This is a genomic window from Bradyrhizobium sp. LCT2, from assembly GCF_009931255.1.
Taxonomy (GTDB): Bacteria; Pseudomonadota; Alphaproteobacteria; order Rhizobiales; family Xanthobacteraceae; genus Bradyrhizobium; species Bradyrhizobium diazoefficiens.
In genome coordinates this window covers 7,837,160-7,853,157 of sequence record NZ_CP034432.1, presented here as the reverse complement: position 1 = coordinate 7,853,157, position 15,998 = coordinate 7,837,160, and the positions used below count along the sequence as shown (strand labels likewise).

The following is a 15,998-nucleotide window of genomic DNA, read 5'->3' as shown; positions in this document are numbered from 1 at the left end:
GCGGAGATCGCCGCGCGGCTCTCGCCCCGCGTCGAAGCGTCAGTTCATCTTCCGCCGGAGGGCCTTGATCGCCTCTCTCTGCGTCTCGATGTATGCGGCGATGGCCTCGCGCAGCTCGCGCGAGTGGAGCTTGTCGGCATCGCGCCGAACTTCGTCGAGCGCGGCTTCTGCATTGGCGAGCGTGATCTTCATCGGCGAGCCCTGTTACGAAGCGGCCCCGGAGTGCCTAGGAGTCCGGGGCCATAACCTCAGCACCTCTGCGCCAGGCTGCTCGGCTACGGTTCGTAATATATAGAGGTTCGGCTCGCGGAAATTGAGATGGCTCAAGCTCCGTAGGAAACCGGTGGCTCCGTAAGATCCCGGAGGAATTTGATCGGCGTCAAAACGTCGGCGGCGTGCACGCCGAGATCACTTCGCACGGCTTGCCGCCGACGCAGCGGAAGCGATGCGGGCGGCGGCTCTCGAAATAATAGGCATCGCCGGGATTGAGGATGCGGCGCTCGTCCTCGACGGTGACTTCGAGCTTGCCTGAAATCACGATGCCGCCTTCCTCGCCGTCATGGACGAGATGCACGCGTCCGGTGTCGCTGCCGGGCTCGTAGCGCTCCTTCAAAATCTGCAAGCTGCGGCCGAACAGATTGTCGCCGACTTGCCGATACGAGATCGGCTTCTTGCCGACCTCGGTCAGCTCTTCGGCGCGATAGAAGATCTTGCGCCGGCTCTCCGGCTCCAGTGCGAAGAACTCGGCGAGCCCCATCGGGATGCCGTCGAGGATGCGCTTGAGCGCGCCGACCGACGGGTTCATCTGGTTGGATTCGATCAGCGAAATCGTCGAATTGGTGACGCCGGCGCGCTTGGCAAGCTCGCGCTGCGACAGCTTCTGGCGCGCCCGGATGAATCGCAGCCGTCCACCGATGTCGACGCTCATGCCCCTGGTCCCTGTTGCAGGTGTTGCGGATCGCGCAAATATGGACCAGCGGCCCCAGTGAAATCAATGGCTTGCAGGTCACCAGAAAAGGACTTGTTGCGCCTTGGAAGCCGTGCCTCTGCTATCCCGTCAGCAAAGGAGCGCGGCCGTGACCCTTCATCAGATTCCGAACACTATCAAGACCGACTCGTTCTGGATGCCGTTCACGGCCAACCGGCAGTTCAAGAAGGCGCCGCGCCTGTTCTCCTCGGCCGAGGGCATGCACTACACCACCGTCGACGGCCGCAAGGTGATCGACGGCTCCGCCGGCCTCTGGTGCGTCAATGCCGGCCACGGCCGCAAGCAGATCGCCGCCGCGGTCGAGCGGCAGCTGATGACGCTGGACTTCGCGCCCACGTTCCAGATGGGCCATCCCCTGGCGTTCGACTTCGCCGAGCGGCTCGCCGAGATCGCGCCGAAGGGCCTCGACCGGATCTTCTTCACCAACTCCGGCTCCGAGTCGGTGGACACCGCGCTCAAGATCGCGCTCGCCTATCATCGCGCCACCGGCCAGTCGAGCCGCACCCGCCTGATCGGACGTGAGCGCGGCTATCACGGCGTCGGCTTCGGCGGCACGTCGGTCGGCGGCATGGTCGCCAACCGCCGCGCCTTCGCGACCCTGCTGCCGGGCGTCGACCACATTCGCCACACCCACGATCTCAGCCGCAACGCCTTCGCCAAGGACCAGCCGGAGCATGGTGCCGAGCTCGCCGACGATCTCGAGCGCCTGGTTGGCCTGCACGGCGCCGAGACGATCGCCGCCGTCATCGTCGAGCCGGTGCCGGGTTCGACCGCGGTGCTGCCGCCGCCGAAGGGCTATCTCCAGCGCCTGCGCGAGATCTGCGACAAGCACGGCATCCTCCTCATCTTCGACGAGGTCATCACCGGCTTCGGCCGCCTCGGCACGCCGTTCGCCGCCAACTTCTTCGGCGTCACGCCGGACCTGATGACGACGGCCAAGGGCATCACCAACGGCACCATTCCCTGCGGCGCGGTGTTCGCGAGCCGCAAGGTGCACGACGGGATGATGGTCGGCCCCGAGAACCAGATGGAGCTGTTCCACGGCTACACCTATTCGGCGCATCCGACGGCCTGCGCCGCCGGCATCGCGACGCTCGACATCTACAAGGACGAAGGCCTGCTCACGCGCGGTGCGTCGATCGCCGAATACTGGCGCGATGCGCTGCATTCGCTGAAGGGCCTGCCGAACGTCGTCGACATCCGCAATTGCGGCCTGATGGGCGCGGTCGAGCTGGCGCCGCGCGCCGGCGTGGTCGGCGCGCGCGGCTACGACGTGATGGTCGACTGCTTCAATACCGGCCTCTATTTGCGCATGAGCGGCGATAGCTTCGCGATGTCGCCTCCGCTCATCGTCGAGAAGAGCCATATCGACCAGATGGTCTCGATCCTCGGCGACGCCATCAAGAAGGTGGCCTGATAATTGCTCTCGCCGTTGCGAAAGTTCTTCTTGCAGCGGCGAGCGTGATGCCGCGGGAGTTTGACGAAGCGTGAAAGTTCTGATCCTCGGCAGCGGTGTCATCGGTGTCACCTCTGCCTACTACCTTGCGCGTGCTGGCCATGACGTGACGGTCGTCGACCGTCAACCGGAGCCGGCACTGGAGACCTCTTTCGCCAATGCCGGCGAGGTGTCGCCCGGCTATTCCTCGCCTTGGGCCGGGCCCGGCGTGCCGGTGAAGGCGGTCAAGTGGCTCTTGATGAAGCACGGCCCGCTGGTGATCCGGCCGAAGCTCGATCCGGTGATGTGGGTCTGGCTGCTCAAGATGCTGCGCAACTGCACCAGCGCGCGCTACGCGGTCAACAAGAGCCGGATGATCCCGATCGCGGAATACAGCCGCGACTGCCTGCGCGACCTGCGCCGCGACATCGGCATTCAATATGACGAGCGCTCGCAGGGCACGCTCCAGCTGTTCCGCCACCAGGCGCAGCTCGACGGCACCGGCGAAGACATCGCCGTGCTCAAGCAATATGGCGTGCCCTTCGAGGTGCTGGGCCGCGAAGGCTGCATCGCGGTCGAGCCGGCGCTCGCCGGCGTGAAGGAGAAGTTCGCCGGCGGACTTCGCCTGCCGCAGGACGAGACCGGCGACTGCCACATGTTCACGCAGGCGCTGGCCAAGCATGCCCAGGCGCTCGGCGTGCGCTTCATGTTCAACACCGGCATCGACCGCATCGTCACCGACGGCGCTCGCGTCAGTGGCGTCGTGACCAGCGCCGGCGTGTTGCAGGCCGACGCCTACGTCCTGGCGCTCGGAAGCTGGTCGTCGCGGCTGGTTGCGCCGCTCGGCATTTCGCTGCCGGTCTATCCGGTGAAGGGATATTCGATCACGGTGCCGATCAAGGATGCCTCGGGCGCGCCGGAATCGACCGTGATGGACGAGAGCTACAAGGTCGCGATCACGCGCCTCGGCAATCGCATCCGCGTCGGCGGCACTGCCGAAATCTCGGGCTTCTCGAGCAAGCTCTATGACGCCCGCCGCGCCACGCTGGATCACTCCTTGACTGATCTGTTCCCGCGCGGCGGCGATCTGTCCAAGGCGACGTTCTGGAGCGGCCTGCGTCCGATGACGCCGGACGGCCCGCCCGTGATCGGCCCGACGCAATACGCCAATCTCCACCTCAACACCGGACACGGCACGCTCGGCTGGACCATGTCCTGCGGTTCGGGACGGGTGCTCGCGGACATGCTGTCAGGCAAGAAGCCGGAGGTCGACGTCAGCGCGCTGACGGTGGATCGGTACACGCACCGGTTCGGGTGATTGACGCTGTCATTCCGGGTCGATGCGAAGCATCGAATCCGGAATCTCGAGATTCCGGGTTCGCCTCTTCGAGGCGCCCCGGAATGACGGCAATTGACTACCCCGCCCCCGTCACGCAATTCACCCACAGCACCACGGCCTTGGCATCCTGCGCCGGATTGGAAAACCGGTGCGGCCGGCGGCTGGCGAAGCGAAAGCTGTCGCCCGTCTTCAGCGACCACGTCTCGCTGTCCACCGTCAGCATCATCTCCCCTTCAAGCACGAGGCCGGCTTCCTCGCCGTCGTGGGTGTAGAGCTCGTCGCCCGCGGAGCCGCCGGGATCGATGTGCACCAGGAACAGGTTGAGCCGGTTGTCGCTGCCCGCGGCGCTCAGCAATTGCTTCGAAATTCCGCTGCGCCAGAGTTTCAGTTCCGGCCGCTGAAGCCCGCGCGTCACCACCTGGTCGGAGGCACCGTCGGCACTTGGGTTCGAACCGAACAAAGCCGCCATGCCGACGCCGAGCACGTCGGAGAGCGTTGCCAGCGCGCGCAGCGACGGCGACGACAGGCCGCGCTCGATCTGGCTGAGGAAGCCGATCGACAGGCCGGTGCGCGCGGCGACCGTTTCCAGCGAGAATTGCCTGACGCGCCTGATATCGCGGATGCGACGGCCGACCGCGACGTCCATCGCGGGCTCGGCCGGCTTGGTCATCGCCTTGGCCGGCACCGTCTTGGCCTTCAGCTTCCTGGCCGGCTTTGCGGCGGCCGGTTTGCGCATTCTTTTGCCACCGCTCACGTCAAACCGCTTCCTTCATGTGCATGAAAACCACTTGCATCACCTGCGAAAGTGTGACCAAATTTTCATATTGGTGAAAATAGGCCGAAACGGCTTGGCCCGCAACGTCTGCGATCAAGACATCTGCGAGCGCCGCCAGCGGCCGGACCCAAAGGGGGATGCGATGGCGTTGAAGCGTTTTGTCCAGGCCGCAGTCGCGGCGCTCGCGATTGCCGCAGTCGTGCCGGCCTCCGCGCAGCAGGTGCTGAAGGTCGGCTCGACGCCGACGGGCATTCCCTTCACCTTCCTCGACACCAAGACCAATACCATCCAGGGCATCATGGTCGATCTCATCACCGAGATCGGCAAGGACGCCGGCCTCAACGTGCAGATCGAGCCGATGTCGTTCTCCGCGCTGATCCCGTCGCTGACCTCGAGCAAGATCGACATCATTGCGGCCGCGATGTTCATCACGGCGCCGCGCAAGGAGGTCGTCGACTTCTCCGACCCGATCTACACTTATGGCGAAGGTCTGGTGGTGCCGAAGAACGACACCAAGGCCTACGCCACGCAGGACGACCTGAAGGGCGAGACGGTCGGCGCCCAGGTCGGCACCGCCTTCGTCGACGCGTTGAAGAAGTCGGGACTGTTCGCCGACGTCAAGGCCTACGACACCATTCCCGACATCCTGCGCGACGTGAACACCGGCCGCCTCAAGGCCGGCTACGCCGACTATCCGATCCTCGCCTACAATCTGAAGCAGGGCGGCTTCCCCGATGTGCGGCTCGTCGACAGCTACAAGCCCGTCACGGTCGGCTCGGTCGGCATCGGCGTGCGCAAGGGCGACAGCGCGCTGCTCGGCAAGATCAACGCCTCGCTGGCCAAGCTCAAGGCCAACGGCACCATCGACAAGATCCTCGAAAAATGGGGCCAGAAAGCCCAGGGCTGATGGTTAGAGGCTGATCGAAGGCTGCCCGATGAAAGGCTTTTGGCACGACGCTGCCGAGTTCTTCCCGATCCTGATGAGCGGCGTCGCGCTGACGATCGTCGTCACCATCGGCTCGCTGCTGCTCTCGACGGTGCTCGGCCTGATCTGGGCGATGATGCGGGTCTCCGGCATCAAGGTCCTGTCGATGCTCAGCGCCAGCCTGATCAACGTGATCCGCGGCATCCCGATCATCGTGCTCCTGTTCTACCTCTACTTCGTGATGCCCGATCTCGGTGTCACGCTGTCGGCCTTGCAGGCCGCCATCCTCGGGCTCGGCATCGCCTATTCGGCCTACGAGGCGGAAAACTTCCGCGCCGGCATCGAGGCGATCGACAAGGGCCAGATCGAGGCGGCGCAGTCGATCGGCATGGGCTGGTGGCTCACCATGCGCCGCGTGGTGCTGCCGCAGGCGGTGCGCATCGTGCTGCCTCCCTACGGCAACGTCATGATCATGATGCTGAAGGATTCGTCGCAGGCCTCGACCATCACGGTCGCCGAGCTTGCGCTGCAGGGCAAGCTGATCGCGTCCTCGACCTTCAAGAACACCAGCGTGTTCACGCTGGTGGCGCTCATGTACCTCACCATGAGCATTCCGCTGATCCTGCTGGTCCGCCACTTCGAAAAGCGGGCGGGCAAGAAATGATCGAGCTCACCGACGTTCACAAGAGTTTCGGCAAGGTCGAGGTGCTCAAGGGCATCACGGCGAAGGTCGAGAAGGGCGAGGTGGTCTGCATCGTCGGTCCGTCCGGCTCCGGCAAGTCGACCATCTTGCGCTGTATCAACGGGCTGGAAAGCTACGACCGCGGCGAGATCAATGTCGAAGGATTGAAGGTCGACCGCGATGCGCCGTCGATCGTGAACGTCCGCACCCAGGTCTCGATGGTGTTCCAGCGCTTCAACCTGTTTCCGCATCGCACGGTGCTGGAGAACGTGGTCGAGGGCCCGCTCTACGTGAAGAAGGAGGCGCGTGCGCAAGTGCTCGAGCGCGGCCGCGCGCTGCTTGCCCAAGTGGGCCTCGCCGAAAAGGCCGACGCGCACCCGCCGCAGCTTTCCGGCGGCCAGCAGCAGCGCGTCGCGATCGCGCGCGCGCTCGCGATGCAGCCCAAGGCGATCCTGTTCGACGAGCCGACCTCGGCGCTCGATCCCGAACTCGTCGGCGACGTTCTCGGCGTGATGCGCAAGCTCGCCGACGACGGCATGACCATGGTCGTCGTCACCCACGAGATGGGCTTCGCCCGCGACGTCGCCGATCGCGTGCTGTTCATCGACGGCGGCGTCATCGTCGAGCAGGGGCCGGCCAAATCGGTGCTCAACCAACCCCAGCACCCGCGCACGCAGGATTTCCTGCGCCGGGTGCTGCATCCGCTCTGATCGGTCTACGCCATGACTGCGCGCCTGCCTCTGCCGCCCTCGATTTATGCTGACACCGCCGTTGCGCCGGTCGCCACGTCGCCGCTCGACGCCGACAAGACCGTCTCCGTCGCGATTATCGGCGGCGGCTACACCGGCCTGTCCACCGCGCTGCATCTGGCGGAGCAGGGCGTCGAGGCCTTGGTGCTGGAGGCGCAGGAGCCGGGCTGGGGCGCGTCCGGCAACAATGGCGGCCACACCAATCCCGGCCTGAAGCACGATCCCGACCAGATCGAGGCCGATTTCGGCACTGAACTTGGCCGCCGCATGATCGAGTTCTCGTACGGCACGCCGAATTTTACGCACGAGCTGATCCGTCGCTACCAGATCCCGTGCGAGGCGCGGCAAAACGGAACGCTGCGTGCGGCCTATAACGAGGCCAGTGCCGCTACGATCGAAAAGACCGCGCAGCAATGCATCCGCCGCGGCATGCCGGTGACATATCTGAACCGCGAGCAGCTGCGCGAGATGACCGGCACCGACCGTTATATCGGCGCCATGCTGGACGCGCGCGGCGGCGACCTGCATCCCCTCAGCTATGCCCGCGGTCTCGCACGCGCCGCGATCTCGGCGGGCGCGAAGGTGCATGGCGAGACGCCGGCGCTGTCGCTGCGCCGCGACGGCGCGCATTGGCGCATCGAGACGCCGCGCGCGGTGGTTCGAGCAGAAAAGGTGCTGCTCGCCACCAATGGCTTCACCGATGATCTCTGGCCGGCGCTTCGCCGCACCATCGTGCCGGTGTTTTCCTCGATCGTCGCCTCCGCGCCGCTCTCCGACGAGGTCGCCCGCTCGATCATGCCGACGCGTCCCGTGCTCTACGAGAGCGGCCACATCACGGTCTACTACCGCATCGACCAGCACAACCGCCTCTTGATGGGCGGCCGCGGCCCGATGCGCTGGATCAGCTCGCCGTCGGATGTCTCCTATCTCATCCGCTACGCCGAGCGGCTATGGCCGCAGCTGAAGGGCGTCGCCTGGACCCATGGCTGGAATAGCCGGCTCGCGATCACCAAGGACCACTATCCGCATGTGCACGAGCCCGCCGAAAGTATCCTGATCTCGCTCGGCTGTAACGGCCGCGGCGTCGCGCTCTCGACCGCGATGGGCGCGCAGCTCGCCCGCCGCCTGATCGGCGGCGCCAAGGCCGAGATCGACATGCCCGTCACCGGCATCACGCCGATCCCGATGCACGCGTTCTGGCCGGTGGGGGTGACGACCGCGGTCATCACAGGGCGCGTGCGGGACCGGCTCGGCATATGAAGAAGGCGCCGCCTTGTCAGGGGCGGCGCCTTGCAGGAATTGCAGATCGCGTCAGCAGCGGCCCTGCTTCCACAGTCCGGGCGGGCACCCGTGACCGCGCCAGCCGACCTTGCGTCCATGCGACCATCCGGGCGGCGTGCCATGGTAATGATGGCCCATCGCATGGCCGTAACCGTGACCGTGACCACCCTTTGCAAGCGCAGGGTTGGTCAGTGTGAAACCCGCCGCAATGATCAGCGACGCGGCGAGCGCAAGTTTCTTCATCATGTTCTCCAGTGGGGCGAGCGCACTTGTCCGATCAATGAACGGACTGTGCGCAGCTAAGTTCCCTGCAAATGTGGAGGAGTCGTGACGCTCGCGGAGATACGCGATCGAGCATCGGCTCAACGCGTGCTGGCACATCCGCACTTGCGACGTGCCCGCGGTTCACCGCTGGCACGCTCTCTCGTAAACGGACTCAGGCCTCCGCCACCGCATCGGCCCACGGCTGGAAGATCTCGACCGCACCGGAATTGACCTCACCCTCGCGCATCACCACGCTCGGGCAGGCGAACTTCTGCGGCAAAGCCTGCACCCGGCTCTCTTCATAGTCGAAGCGCGCCGCGAGCGCCTTGCGTGCGTCCGCCGGCAGTCTGCTGTCGCCGATCACGACCGCGCCCTCGCTGGCGTCGATGCGCGGCTGGTGGATCGCCGCGTCGAGGTCCATGCCGAAATCCATCGCGAACGATGCGAGTTGCATCACCGCGGGCAGGATGCGGCGGCCGCCGGAGGCGCCGACGGCGAGACGCTTGCCGTCCCTGGTCTCGGCGATGACGGGCGTGTAGTTGGTGAGGCAGCGCTTGCCCGGAGCGAGCGAGTTGGTGGTGCCGGGCGTCGGATCGAACCACATGATGCCGTTGTTCATGGCGATGCCGGTGTGCGGCGTCACGTATTTCGAGCCGAAGGACGAAAGCAGTGTCTGCGTCACCGCGGCGACATTGCCGTGGCGGTCGACGACGGAGAAATGCGTGGTGCAGGCTGGTGCCAGATATTCGGCGCCGAGCGAGCGCTTGCCGTCGGCATCGCCCATGTCCTTGAGCCGTTCGCGATAGGCAGCTTGCAGGGCGAGCGCATATTCGGCGTAGGTGGCGGCATCGGGTGCACCTGCCGGTTTCAGATTTTGCTGCAACAGGCGCAGCGCGTGCGCCAGCGTCGGTCCGGCGGTGAGCTCCGGCGTCGCAAACACCTTGCCGCCGCGATAGGGGATCGCCAGCGGCTCGCGCAGATGGGCGCGGAATGCGGCGAGGTCCTCGACCGACAGCGAGCCGCCGTCGGCCTTGATGTCGGATGCGATGCTTTTGGCGAGATCGCCCTGGTAGAAATCACGCGGTCCGGCTTCGGCGAGGTGCGATAGCGTTGCCTTCAGCTTGTCCTGCGACAGCCGCGTCTCGGACTTGATGCCCCATGGCGCGGTCGGCGGCAGGCCGTCCTTCAGGAACGCTGCCGCGCTCGCGGGATAGCGCCGGAGGTCAGCCGCCGAGCTTGCGATCGTCAGTGTGGTCCACCAATCGGCCAGCAGGCCTTCGCCGGCGAGCGCGGCGGCCGGCGCGACCAGGTCCTTCCACGGCAGTTTGGCGTGGCGGCGATGCGCTTCCTCCATGCCGGCGACGACACCGGGCACGGCGATCGCGCCGGGGCCGTGGATGTTGCGATCGTCCTTCACCCGCGGCCAGGGAAAGAGATCGGACGCTGCGCCTTCGCCGCTGAGCGGATAGTCCGCGACGCGCAGGCTCTGCGGGGCGCACATGCCGTAGTCGATCACCTCGGTGCGATTTTCCCTGGCGCGGTAGAGCACCATCGCGCCGCCACCGCCGATGCCGCTGTTCCAGGGCTCCAGCACGTTCAGCGCCATGGTGGTCGCGACGATCGCGTCGACGCAATCGCCGCCCGCGGCCAGCACTTGCGCGCCCACTTCGGCAGCCCGGCGCGATTGCGCGGCGACGATACCGCCCTTGGTCTTGACGGCAGGCTTGCGGACGGTTTGGGCGAGGCTGAACTGATGAGGCATGATGCGGTCTTGTGTCTGTCTTCGCTGGTCTTGGCTTCGGTGGACTTGGCTTGGTGGTGCCGACTTGAAAAGCTCCGCATTTGGCGAAGCGCGCGGACAATGGCACATTGCAGCCAACGAGAACATCCAAAGGGAGAAGCGGCATGGCTGGTGTGAAACAGGCGCGGGATGGCGCGGTCGGGATCCTGACGCTGGACGAGCCGGCGAGCCTGAACGCGATGACGCCGGACCTGCTCGGCGCGCTGGCTGCCGCCGTCGGCGGCATGACACAGGACGAGGGTGTTCGCGCGCTGATCCTCACCGGCGCCGGGCGCGGCTTCTGCTCGGGACAGAATTTGAAGGCCTCCGAGGCGCTCGGCGAGGACATCGCCGCCGGCGTGATGCGCTTCTACTGGCCGGCCTTCAAGGCGCTCCGCGAATGCCGCGTGCCCGTCGTCGTCGCCGTCAACGGGGTGGCGGCCGGCGGCGGCTTCAGCCTCGCGATGGCCGGCGACATCATCGTCGCGGCGCGGTCGGCGAGCTTCATCCAGGTGTTCAGCCGCATTGCGCTGGTGCCCGATCTCGGCTCGACCTGGCTGCTGCCGCGCCTGGTCGGCCGGCAGCGGGCGCTCGAGCTGATGCTGCTCAACGAGCCGCTGACGGCGGAACGCGCCCAGGAGATCGGCCTGGTGCGGCAGGTCGTCGACGACGAGAAGCTGATGGGAGAGGCGCTGGTGCTGGCGCGCGGCCTGGCGGAGGGCCCGACGCGCGCGTTGGTCGCAACCCGCGCGCTGGTCGAGGAGAGCGAGCACGCGACCTATGAGGCCCAGTTCCGCCGCGAGATCGAGCTTCAGGCCACGATCCGGAAAAGCGCCGACGCCATCGAAGGCCGCAATGCCTTCGTCGAGAAGCGTAAGGCGAAGTTCACCGGGCGGTGACGAGCCGAAGACGTCAATGCCCGGGAGCTGCCCGGGCATAGCGAGTTTGGAGAACCGGTTTGCGGCAAGCGGCGAGACGACAGCTTCAGAGCGCGCGGTTCAGACGGCTGGCCTGATACTTGGCGTGCCATTTCGGGCCGGGGCCGCGCATGTAGTGCAGCTCGGGGCGGTAGGGGTCGCCGGCGACCCTGACCAGCGTCAGCCATTTGGTGGCAACGAAGTTCAAGGGCTGGCGGAGCAGGCTCAAGGACGCGATCAGCATGGCATCACCTCAATGCGGCTTGCCGAGCATGGCGGTGAAGGGGAGGTCGAAAATCTCCTCGCCGTCGTCGCCGCTGACATGGATCACCCAGTCGCGCCAGTCTTCCGCACCGGGCGTCAGGATCATCGAACGCATGATCTGGGCGGCACGGTCACGTGCCTCGGTCAGATTGGCTACCGCCGTGCCGTACCGATCGATCAGCGTGCCTTCGGTATTCGAGCAGTGGAAATACATCTGAACCATACACGCCTCCTGTAGAAAGCGATTGGGACGGCAAACCGATACCATCGGAAACGGTCGAAAAATATTCGGGTCGAGCCCGGTAAGGGAATCTACGGAGGTTGGTCGGCACCAAGGTCGTTACAGGTTTAATCACAGGCGGGTGATCGGCAACTGGACGGCGCGCAGGCGGCATGGAACAACCCTGGACGATACGTCCGGGAGGCCGCTGTGAACGACTTCACATTCCGCTGTGAACGCCCGAGCCTGCGCTTGTTTGCGGCGGCCGTCGTCGCAGTGCTGCTCGGCCTGGCCCCGGCCTCGTCCGAGTCGGTCAGGAAAAGCGGCTATGCGATCGGCACGGAAAGCTGCGGCAGCGGCGATCTCGCTTTTCCAAGACTCCAGATCGATATGAAGGCGGGATTTTGCGCCGGCCTCGTCGCCAGCGAGGAGGATCGCCTCAAGTTTCCGCGTTCGATCGTCCAGGTGCCCGGCCGCGACCTGTTCGTGGTCGCCGACATGGGGGGCTGGGGCCACACCGATGGGCGGCTGCTGCTGCTCGATCCGCATGCGCCCTTGGGCCAGCGGTTCAAGGAACTGCTGACCGGCCTCGAATATCCGTTCGGCCTCGTGATCGGCCCGGACAGGAAGCTCTACGCCTCGACCGCGGAGGCGATCTTCCGGTTCGATCCGCTCGCGGACAATCCGCGCGGTACGGTCGAGACCATCATCCGTCACATGCCGGGCCGCCGGATCACGCTGCCCGACGGCACCAGGCTCGACGAGAGTGCGCATCCGCTCAAGCAGTTCGTCTTTGACAGGAACGGCCGGCTGTTCGTCAATGTCGGCTCGCACAGCGACGACTGCATCACGCCTGCGCCGATCACAAAGCCCTGTGCGGCGGCCGAGGGTGCCTCCGCGATGGCCGCGATCTGGCTGTTTACGCCGCAGTCAGGCGGCGTCTTCCCGGCATTGAGGCCGAACGACCCTGACCCGCCGCACACCGTCTACGCGCGTGGCCTGCGCAACTCGATGGCGCTGGCGCTGCATCCGAATTTCCCCGATGCCGGCTATGCCTTCCTGCAAGGCGAGAACGGCCGCGACCTGCCCGACATCTTCAAGCCCAACGAGGAGATCAACGCGATCGAGCAGGGCAGGCACTATGGCTGGCCCTATTGCTACGACCTGTCGACGCCGAGCCCCGAGTTCAGGAGCGTGCTGCAATCCGGGACCTACAAGTCGCTCTGCACGGCCAATGCGCTCTACAAGCCGCCGTTCTCGCTGCTGCCGCCGCACGGCGCCCCGCTCGCGATGCTCTATTATCACGGCGCGAAATTCCCGGAGCTCGAGGGCAAGCTGCTGGTCGGCCTGCATGGCTATCGCCCGACCGGCAGCCGTGTGCTCGCCTACGATGTCGACGACCACGGTTTTCCCAAGCCGAGCCCGGCGCCAGTGCGCTACCATGTCAGCTGCGCGGCTGATCCGACCCACAGCTTCCAGACCGACGCCGGCGAGGTCGCTGCCGCGTCGTTCGAGGAGCTGATTGCAGGCTGGCACCGCGTCAACGGCGCGCGGCCGCAAGGCGCGCCGGTCGGCATGACGGTCGCCGAGGACGGCGCGATCTGGCTGGTCGAGGACAAGAACCAGACGGTGATCCGCATCGACCGTGCCGCGGGCGACGCGCCTCAGCCGCTGCCCTGCGACACGCGCAGCCAGGCGATGATCGACCAGCTCGCGGCCTTCATCGCCAGGGACGCGCAGAACAGCGTTCGCCTCACCACGCTGCGCAAGGGCCTCGTCGAGAAGCATTGCCTCGGCTGCCATTCGGATTTCGGCCTGAAGGCAGGACAGTCGGAAGCGGAGAAGGATGCGACGGTGCTCCGCTTCATGCTGTCGCAGGACGGCTGGATCTATCCGGGCGACCCCGATTCCGGCAGGCTGCGGACGCGCCTTCGCGGTCTCGGCGCCGAGAAGCTGATGCCGCCGGGCGGCGAAAGCCTGCCGAAGACCGAGCCCGGTTACGCACGCCTGCTCGATACCGCTGACCTGCTCGTTGCCAGAATGGTTCCGGGAACGCGGATGCGGATCAAGGCCGGTCCGCCGCAACGCAGGTTCTTTGGCAAAACCAACAAGGAATGCGGCGAAATACCGGCTGCCAAGGTCGTTGTCGTGACACAAAGGAGCGCTGTAGACAAAACCGGCTTCAGCCGATTCTTCCGGCCGGCCGATCCCTATCTGAATGGCGAGTGCACCGACGACGATGGCTATTACATCCGGCAGGAATTTCTGGTGCCTGTGCAGTAGCATCTTGCTCATCGCGACGCCGCCGGCCGCTGCCGAAACCAAGCTGTTCGACAGCGTGCAGGTCACGCCCGCGAGCGAATACACTTTCGGCATCGAAGGACCCGCCGCCGATCTCGACGGCAATTTGTTCGTCGTCAATCTCGGCAAGGCCGGCACCATCGGCAGGCTGCCTGCGGGCGCTGCGGCTTCGGAGCTGTTCACGACGCTCCCCGATGGCAGCGTCGGCAACGCGATCCGTTTCGATCGGAGCGGCGCGATGTTCATTGCCGATTACAAGAAGCACAACATCTTCACCATTGCGAAGGGAAGCACCGAACCTGCCATCTGGTTTCACTCCGACGAGATGAACCAGCCCAACGACATCACGGTCGCGCGCGACGGCACGGTCTATGCGACCGATCCGAACTGGAAGGGCCGCGAGGGCCACATCTGGCGCATCGCGAAAGCCGCCGACGGAACGGTGCAGGGGCAGGTGATGCCGGCGCCCCGCGCGATGGGCACCACCAACGGCATCGATCTCAGTCCGGATGGCAAGACGCTCTATGTCGGCGAATCCAGCAGCGGTCAGATCTGGTCCTACACGATCAGCGGCAAAGAGCTCACCGGCGCAAAGCTGGTGAAGTCGTTTCAGCCCGACACCGTCGACGGGCTGCGCACCGACGTTGCTGGTCGCCTCTACGTCGCGCGCATCCTCAAGGGCACGATCGCGCTGATGAAACCCAATGGCGCGGTCGAGCGCGAGATCGTGCTGAAGGGCAAGGAGCCGACCAACCTCGCCTTCGGCGGCAGCGACGGCAAGACCGTCTTCGTCACGCAGCGTCAGGGCGGCTTTGTCGAATCCTTCCGTACCGATCAGCCGGGCCGCGAGCACTGCCTCCAGCGCGGGCGCTGCTGAGCATCACAGGCGATCTGCTTGCGACGCAGAGCGGTGCGACAGAGGCGGCATTCTTCTTGCTTGCATCTGGCCGCCGCAGCGATCAAGAATCTGTGGCACCGTCAAAGCGACCACGGAGTGTTTGAGTGAAAGCCGTCCATACCGAACTGCACCGCAGCCATGATCCGCAATTCTTCCTGGTTCGCGGTGTCGTCAAGCGCACCACCGAGCAGCCCGAGCGCGCCGACCGCCTGCTCAAGGGGTTGAAGGACGGCAAGCATCAACTGGTCGAGCCGACGACATTCGGGCAGGGACCCCGCGCGCGCATCCACAGTCCGGAATATCTGTCGTTTCTGAGCGAGGCCTGGGACGCCTGGACCGCGCTCGGCGATTCCGGCCCCGAGATGATCGGCAACATCCATCCCGTGCGGCATGCCGCGACCTATCCGACCCACATCGTCGGCAAGCTCGGCTGGCACACGGCCGACACCGCAGCGCCGATCGGCCCGGGCACCTGGGCCGCGGCCTGTGCTGCGACGGATGTTGCGGTCACCGCCGCGCAGATGGTGATGGATGGCGAGGACGCGACCTACGCGCTCTGCCGTCCGCCCGGCCATCACGCCTATCGCGACATGGCCGGCGGCTTCTGCTTTCTCAACAACAGCGCGATTGCAGCCGCGCATCTGCGGCTCAAGCACGAGCGCGTCGTGATCCTCGACGTCGACGTCCACCACGGCAACGGCACGCAAGGCATCTTTTATGCGCGGCCGGACGTGTACACGGTGTCGATCCATGCCGATCCTGTCGCATATTATCCTTATGTCTGGGGCTATGCGCACGAGCGCGGCGAAGGCCCGGGCCTCGGCACCAATCTCAACATCCCGCTGGCGATCGGCACCGGCGACGACGGCTACATCCAGGCGATGGATGTCGCGCGCAAGGCGATCGAGTCCTTTGCTCCCGGCGCCCTCGTCATCGCGCTCGGCCTCGATGCCTCCGAGCACGATCCACTGAAGGGCCTTGCCGTTACCACGCCGGGTTTCCGCCGTATCGGCCAGGCCATCGCCAGGATGGGCCTGCCGACCGTGTTCGTGCAGGAGGGCGGCTATCTCTCGGAGATCCTGGGTGCGAACCTGACCTCGGTGCTGGCAGGGTTTGAAGAAGCGCGGTGATATCTTCGCCTCTCCCCGCGTGCGGGGAGAGGCCGGAATTTGCGACAGCA

The 15,998-nt window shown here is 65.7% G+C and carries 17 protein-coding genes; 10 read left to right on the top strand and 7 right to left on the bottom strand.

The annotated features are described in order from the left end of the window. Positions 1–39 precede the first annotated feature (39 nt). Together EI171_RS45085 and EI171_RS37090 are read right to left on the bottom strand one after the other, a co-directional pair. Entirely contained in the window at positions 40–192 is a 153-nt protein-coding gene (locus tag EI171_RS45085; protein ID WP_165448138.1) for a hypothetical protein, read from the bottom strand. A 187-nt stretch (positions 193–379) separates the two neighbouring features. Then, positions 380–928, bottom strand: coding sequence for a cupin domain-containing protein (locus EI171_RS37090; RefSeq protein ID WP_011085008.1), 549 nt, complete (start codon positions 926–928; stop codon positions 380–382). A 148-nt stretch (positions 929–1,076) separates the two neighbouring features. Here EI171_RS37090 and EI171_RS37085 point away from each other — a divergent pair, with 148 nt between their 5' ends. Both EI171_RS37085 and EI171_RS37080 read left to right on the top strand, forming a co-directional pair. Beyond that, on the top strand, positions 1,077–2,405 hold the full coding sequence (locus tag EI171_RS37085; protein ID WP_039185890.1) for an aspartate aminotransferase family protein: 1,329 nt from the start codon (positions 1,077–1,079) through the stop codon (positions 2,403–2,405). A 70-nt stretch (positions 2,406–2,475) separates the two neighbouring features. Continuing rightward, positions 2,476–3,741 carry a D-amino acid dehydrogenase gene (locus tag EI171_RS37080; protein WP_161536222.1) on the top strand — a complete coding sequence of 422 codons (1,266 nt, stop codon included), beginning with the start codon at positions 2,476–2,478 and terminating at the stop codon, positions 3,739–3,741. Between the two features lie 97 nt (positions 3,742–3,838). Here EI171_RS37080 and EI171_RS37075 read toward each other — a convergent pair whose 3' ends face one another. Continuing rightward, positions 3,839–4,498: a helix-turn-helix domain-containing protein gene (locus EI171_RS37075; protein ID WP_039185887.1), complete on the bottom strand. Its 660-nt coding sequence runs from the start codon at positions 4,496–4,498 to the stop codon at positions 3,839–3,841. 181 nt (positions 4,499–4,679) lie between these two features. On the opposite strand from EI171_RS37075, the gene EI171_RS37070 reads away from it, so the two are divergent. The 4 genes from EI171_RS37070 to EI171_RS37055 are packed head-to-tail and all read left to right on the top strand — an operon-like array spanning position 4,680 to position 8,153. After that, positions 4,680–5,444, top strand: coding sequence for an ABC transporter substrate-binding protein (locus EI171_RS37070; RefSeq protein ID WP_161536221.1), 765 nt, complete (start codon positions 4,680–4,682; stop codon positions 5,442–5,444). 28 nt (positions 5,445–5,472) lie between these two features. Continuing rightward, positions 5,473–6,126 (top strand): amino acid ABC transporter permease, encoded by a 654-nt coding sequence (locus EI171_RS37065; protein ID WP_161536220.1) that lies wholly within the window; start codon positions 5,473–5,475, stop codon positions 6,124–6,126. Next, entirely contained in the window at positions 6,123–6,854 is a 732-nt protein-coding gene (locus EI171_RS37060; protein WP_011085014.1) for an amino acid ABC transporter ATP-binding protein, read from the top strand. The genes EI171_RS37065 and EI171_RS37060 overlap by 4 nt, the downstream gene beginning before the upstream one ends. 12 nt (positions 6,855–6,866) lie before the next feature. Further along, the gene (locus EI171_RS37055) at positions 6,867–8,153 is read left to right on the top strand and encodes an FAD-binding oxidoreductase (RefSeq protein WP_161536219.1); all 1,287 of its coding nucleotides are present in this window, start codon (positions 6,867–6,869) and stop codon (positions 8,151–8,153) included. A gap of 51 nt (positions 8,154–8,204) precedes the next feature. Here the strand turns inward: EI171_RS37055 and EI171_RS37050 are convergent, their stop codons facing one another. Both EI171_RS37050 and EI171_RS37045 read right to left on the bottom strand, forming a co-directional pair. After that, positions 8,205–8,417, bottom strand: coding sequence for a hypothetical protein (locus tag EI171_RS37050; RefSeq protein WP_161536218.1), 213 nt, complete (start codon positions 8,415–8,417; stop codon positions 8,205–8,207). Between the two features lie 193 nt (positions 8,418–8,610). Further along, a complete protein-coding gene (locus EI171_RS37045; RefSeq protein WP_161536217.1) occupies positions 8,611–10,200 on the bottom strand; it encodes a gamma-glutamyltransferase family protein in 1,590 nt (529 codons plus the stop codon). Positions 10,201–10,343: 143 nt separating this feature from the next. On the opposite strand from EI171_RS37045, the gene EI171_RS37040 reads away from it, so the two are divergent. Beyond that, positions 10,344–11,117, top strand: a complete 774-nt coding sequence (locus tag EI171_RS37040) for an enoyl-CoA hydratase-related protein (protein ID WP_060910717.1) — start codon at positions 10,344–10,346, stop codon at positions 11,115–11,117. Between the two features lie 85 nt (positions 11,118–11,202). Here the strand turns inward: EI171_RS37040 and EI171_RS45080 are convergent, their stop codons facing one another. Further along, a complete protein-coding gene (locus EI171_RS45080) occupies positions 11,203–11,379 on the bottom strand; it encodes a hypothetical protein (RefSeq protein ID WP_166466030.1) in 177 nt (58 codons plus the stop codon). Between the two features lie 9 nt (positions 11,380–11,388). Continuing rightward, the gene (locus tag EI171_RS37035; protein WP_028175186.1) at positions 11,389–11,622 is read right to left on the bottom strand and encodes a hypothetical protein; all 234 of its coding nucleotides are present in this window, start codon (positions 11,620–11,622) and stop codon (positions 11,389–11,391) included. Between the two features lie 207 nt (positions 11,623–11,829). Between EI171_RS37035 and EI171_RS37030 the strand changes: the two genes are divergently transcribed. The 3 genes from EI171_RS37030 to EI171_RS37020 all read left to right on the top strand — a co-directional run bounded on the left by EI171_RS37030 (position 11,830) and on the right by EI171_RS37020 (position 15,948). Continuing rightward, positions 11,830–13,902, top strand: a complete 2,073-nt coding sequence (locus EI171_RS37030) for a sorbosone dehydrogenase family protein (protein WP_161536216.1) — start codon at positions 11,830–11,832, stop codon at positions 13,900–13,902. Beyond that, entirely contained in the window at positions 13,859–14,797 is a 939-nt protein-coding gene (locus EI171_RS37025; protein ID WP_161536215.1) for an SMP-30/gluconolactonase/LRE family protein, read from the top strand. Before EI171_RS37030 ends, EI171_RS37025 begins: the two co-directional genes overlap by 44 nt. Positions 14,798–14,922: 125 nt before the next feature. Next, positions 14,923–15,948 (top strand): histone deacetylase family protein, encoded by a 1,026-nt coding sequence (locus EI171_RS37020; RefSeq protein ID WP_011085022.1) that lies wholly within the window; start codon positions 14,923–14,925, stop codon positions 15,946–15,948. Positions 15,949–15,998 lie beyond the last annotated feature (50 nt).

What these genes read in the sequence shown, in the direction of transcription:
- EI171_RS37070 (WP_161536221.1), top strand. Translation starts at nt 4,680, where the DNA reads ATGGCGTTGAAGCGTTTTGTCCAGGCCGCAGTCGCGGCGCTCGCGATT.
- EI171_RS45085 (WP_165448138.1), bottom strand. Translation starts at nt 192, where the DNA reads ATGAAGATCACGCTCGCCAATGCAGAAGCCGCGCTCGACGAAGTTCGG.
- EI171_RS37040 (WP_060910717.1), top strand. Translation starts at nt 10,344, where the DNA reads ATGGCTGGTGTGAAACAGGCGCGGGATGGCGCGGTCGGGATCCTGACG.
- EI171_RS37050 (WP_161536218.1), bottom strand. Translation starts at nt 8,417, where the DNA reads ATGAAGAAACTTGCGCTCGCCGCGTCGCTGATCATTGCGGCGGGTTTC.
- EI171_RS37090 (WP_011085008.1), bottom strand. Translation starts at nt 928, where the DNA reads ATGAGCGTCGACATCGGTGGACGGCTGCGATTCATCCGGGCGCGCCAG.
- EI171_RS37060 (WP_011085014.1), top strand. Translation starts at nt 6,123, where the DNA reads ATGATCGAGCTCACCGACGTTCACAAGAGTTTCGGCAAGGTCGAGGTG.
- EI171_RS37025 (WP_161536215.1), top strand. Translation starts at nt 13,859, where the DNA reads ATGGCTATTACATCCGGCAGGAATTTCTGGTGCCTGTGCAGTAGCATC.
- EI171_RS37055 (WP_161536219.1), top strand. Translation starts at nt 6,867, where the DNA reads ATGACTGCGCGCCTGCCTCTGCCGCCCTCGATTTATGCTGACACCGCC.
- EI171_RS37065 (WP_161536220.1), top strand. Translation starts at nt 5,473, where the DNA reads ATGAAAGGCTTTTGGCACGACGCTGCCGAGTTCTTCCCGATCCTGATG.
- EI171_RS37045 (WP_161536217.1), bottom strand. Translation starts at nt 10,200, where the DNA reads ATGCCTCATCAGTTCAGCCTCGCCCAAACCGTCCGCAAGCCTGCCGTC.
- EI171_RS37075 (WP_039185887.1), bottom strand. Translation starts at nt 4,498, where the DNA reads ATGCGCAAACCGGCCGCCGCAAAGCCGGCCAGGAAGCTGAAGGCCAAG.
- EI171_RS37035 (WP_028175186.1), bottom strand. Translation starts at nt 11,622, where the DNA reads ATGGTTCAGATGTATTTCCACTGCTCGAATACCGAAGGCACGCTGATC.
- EI171_RS45080 (WP_166466030.1), bottom strand. Translation starts at nt 11,379, where the DNA reads ATGCTGATCGCGTCCTTGAGCCTGCTCCGCCAGCCCTTGAACTTCGTT.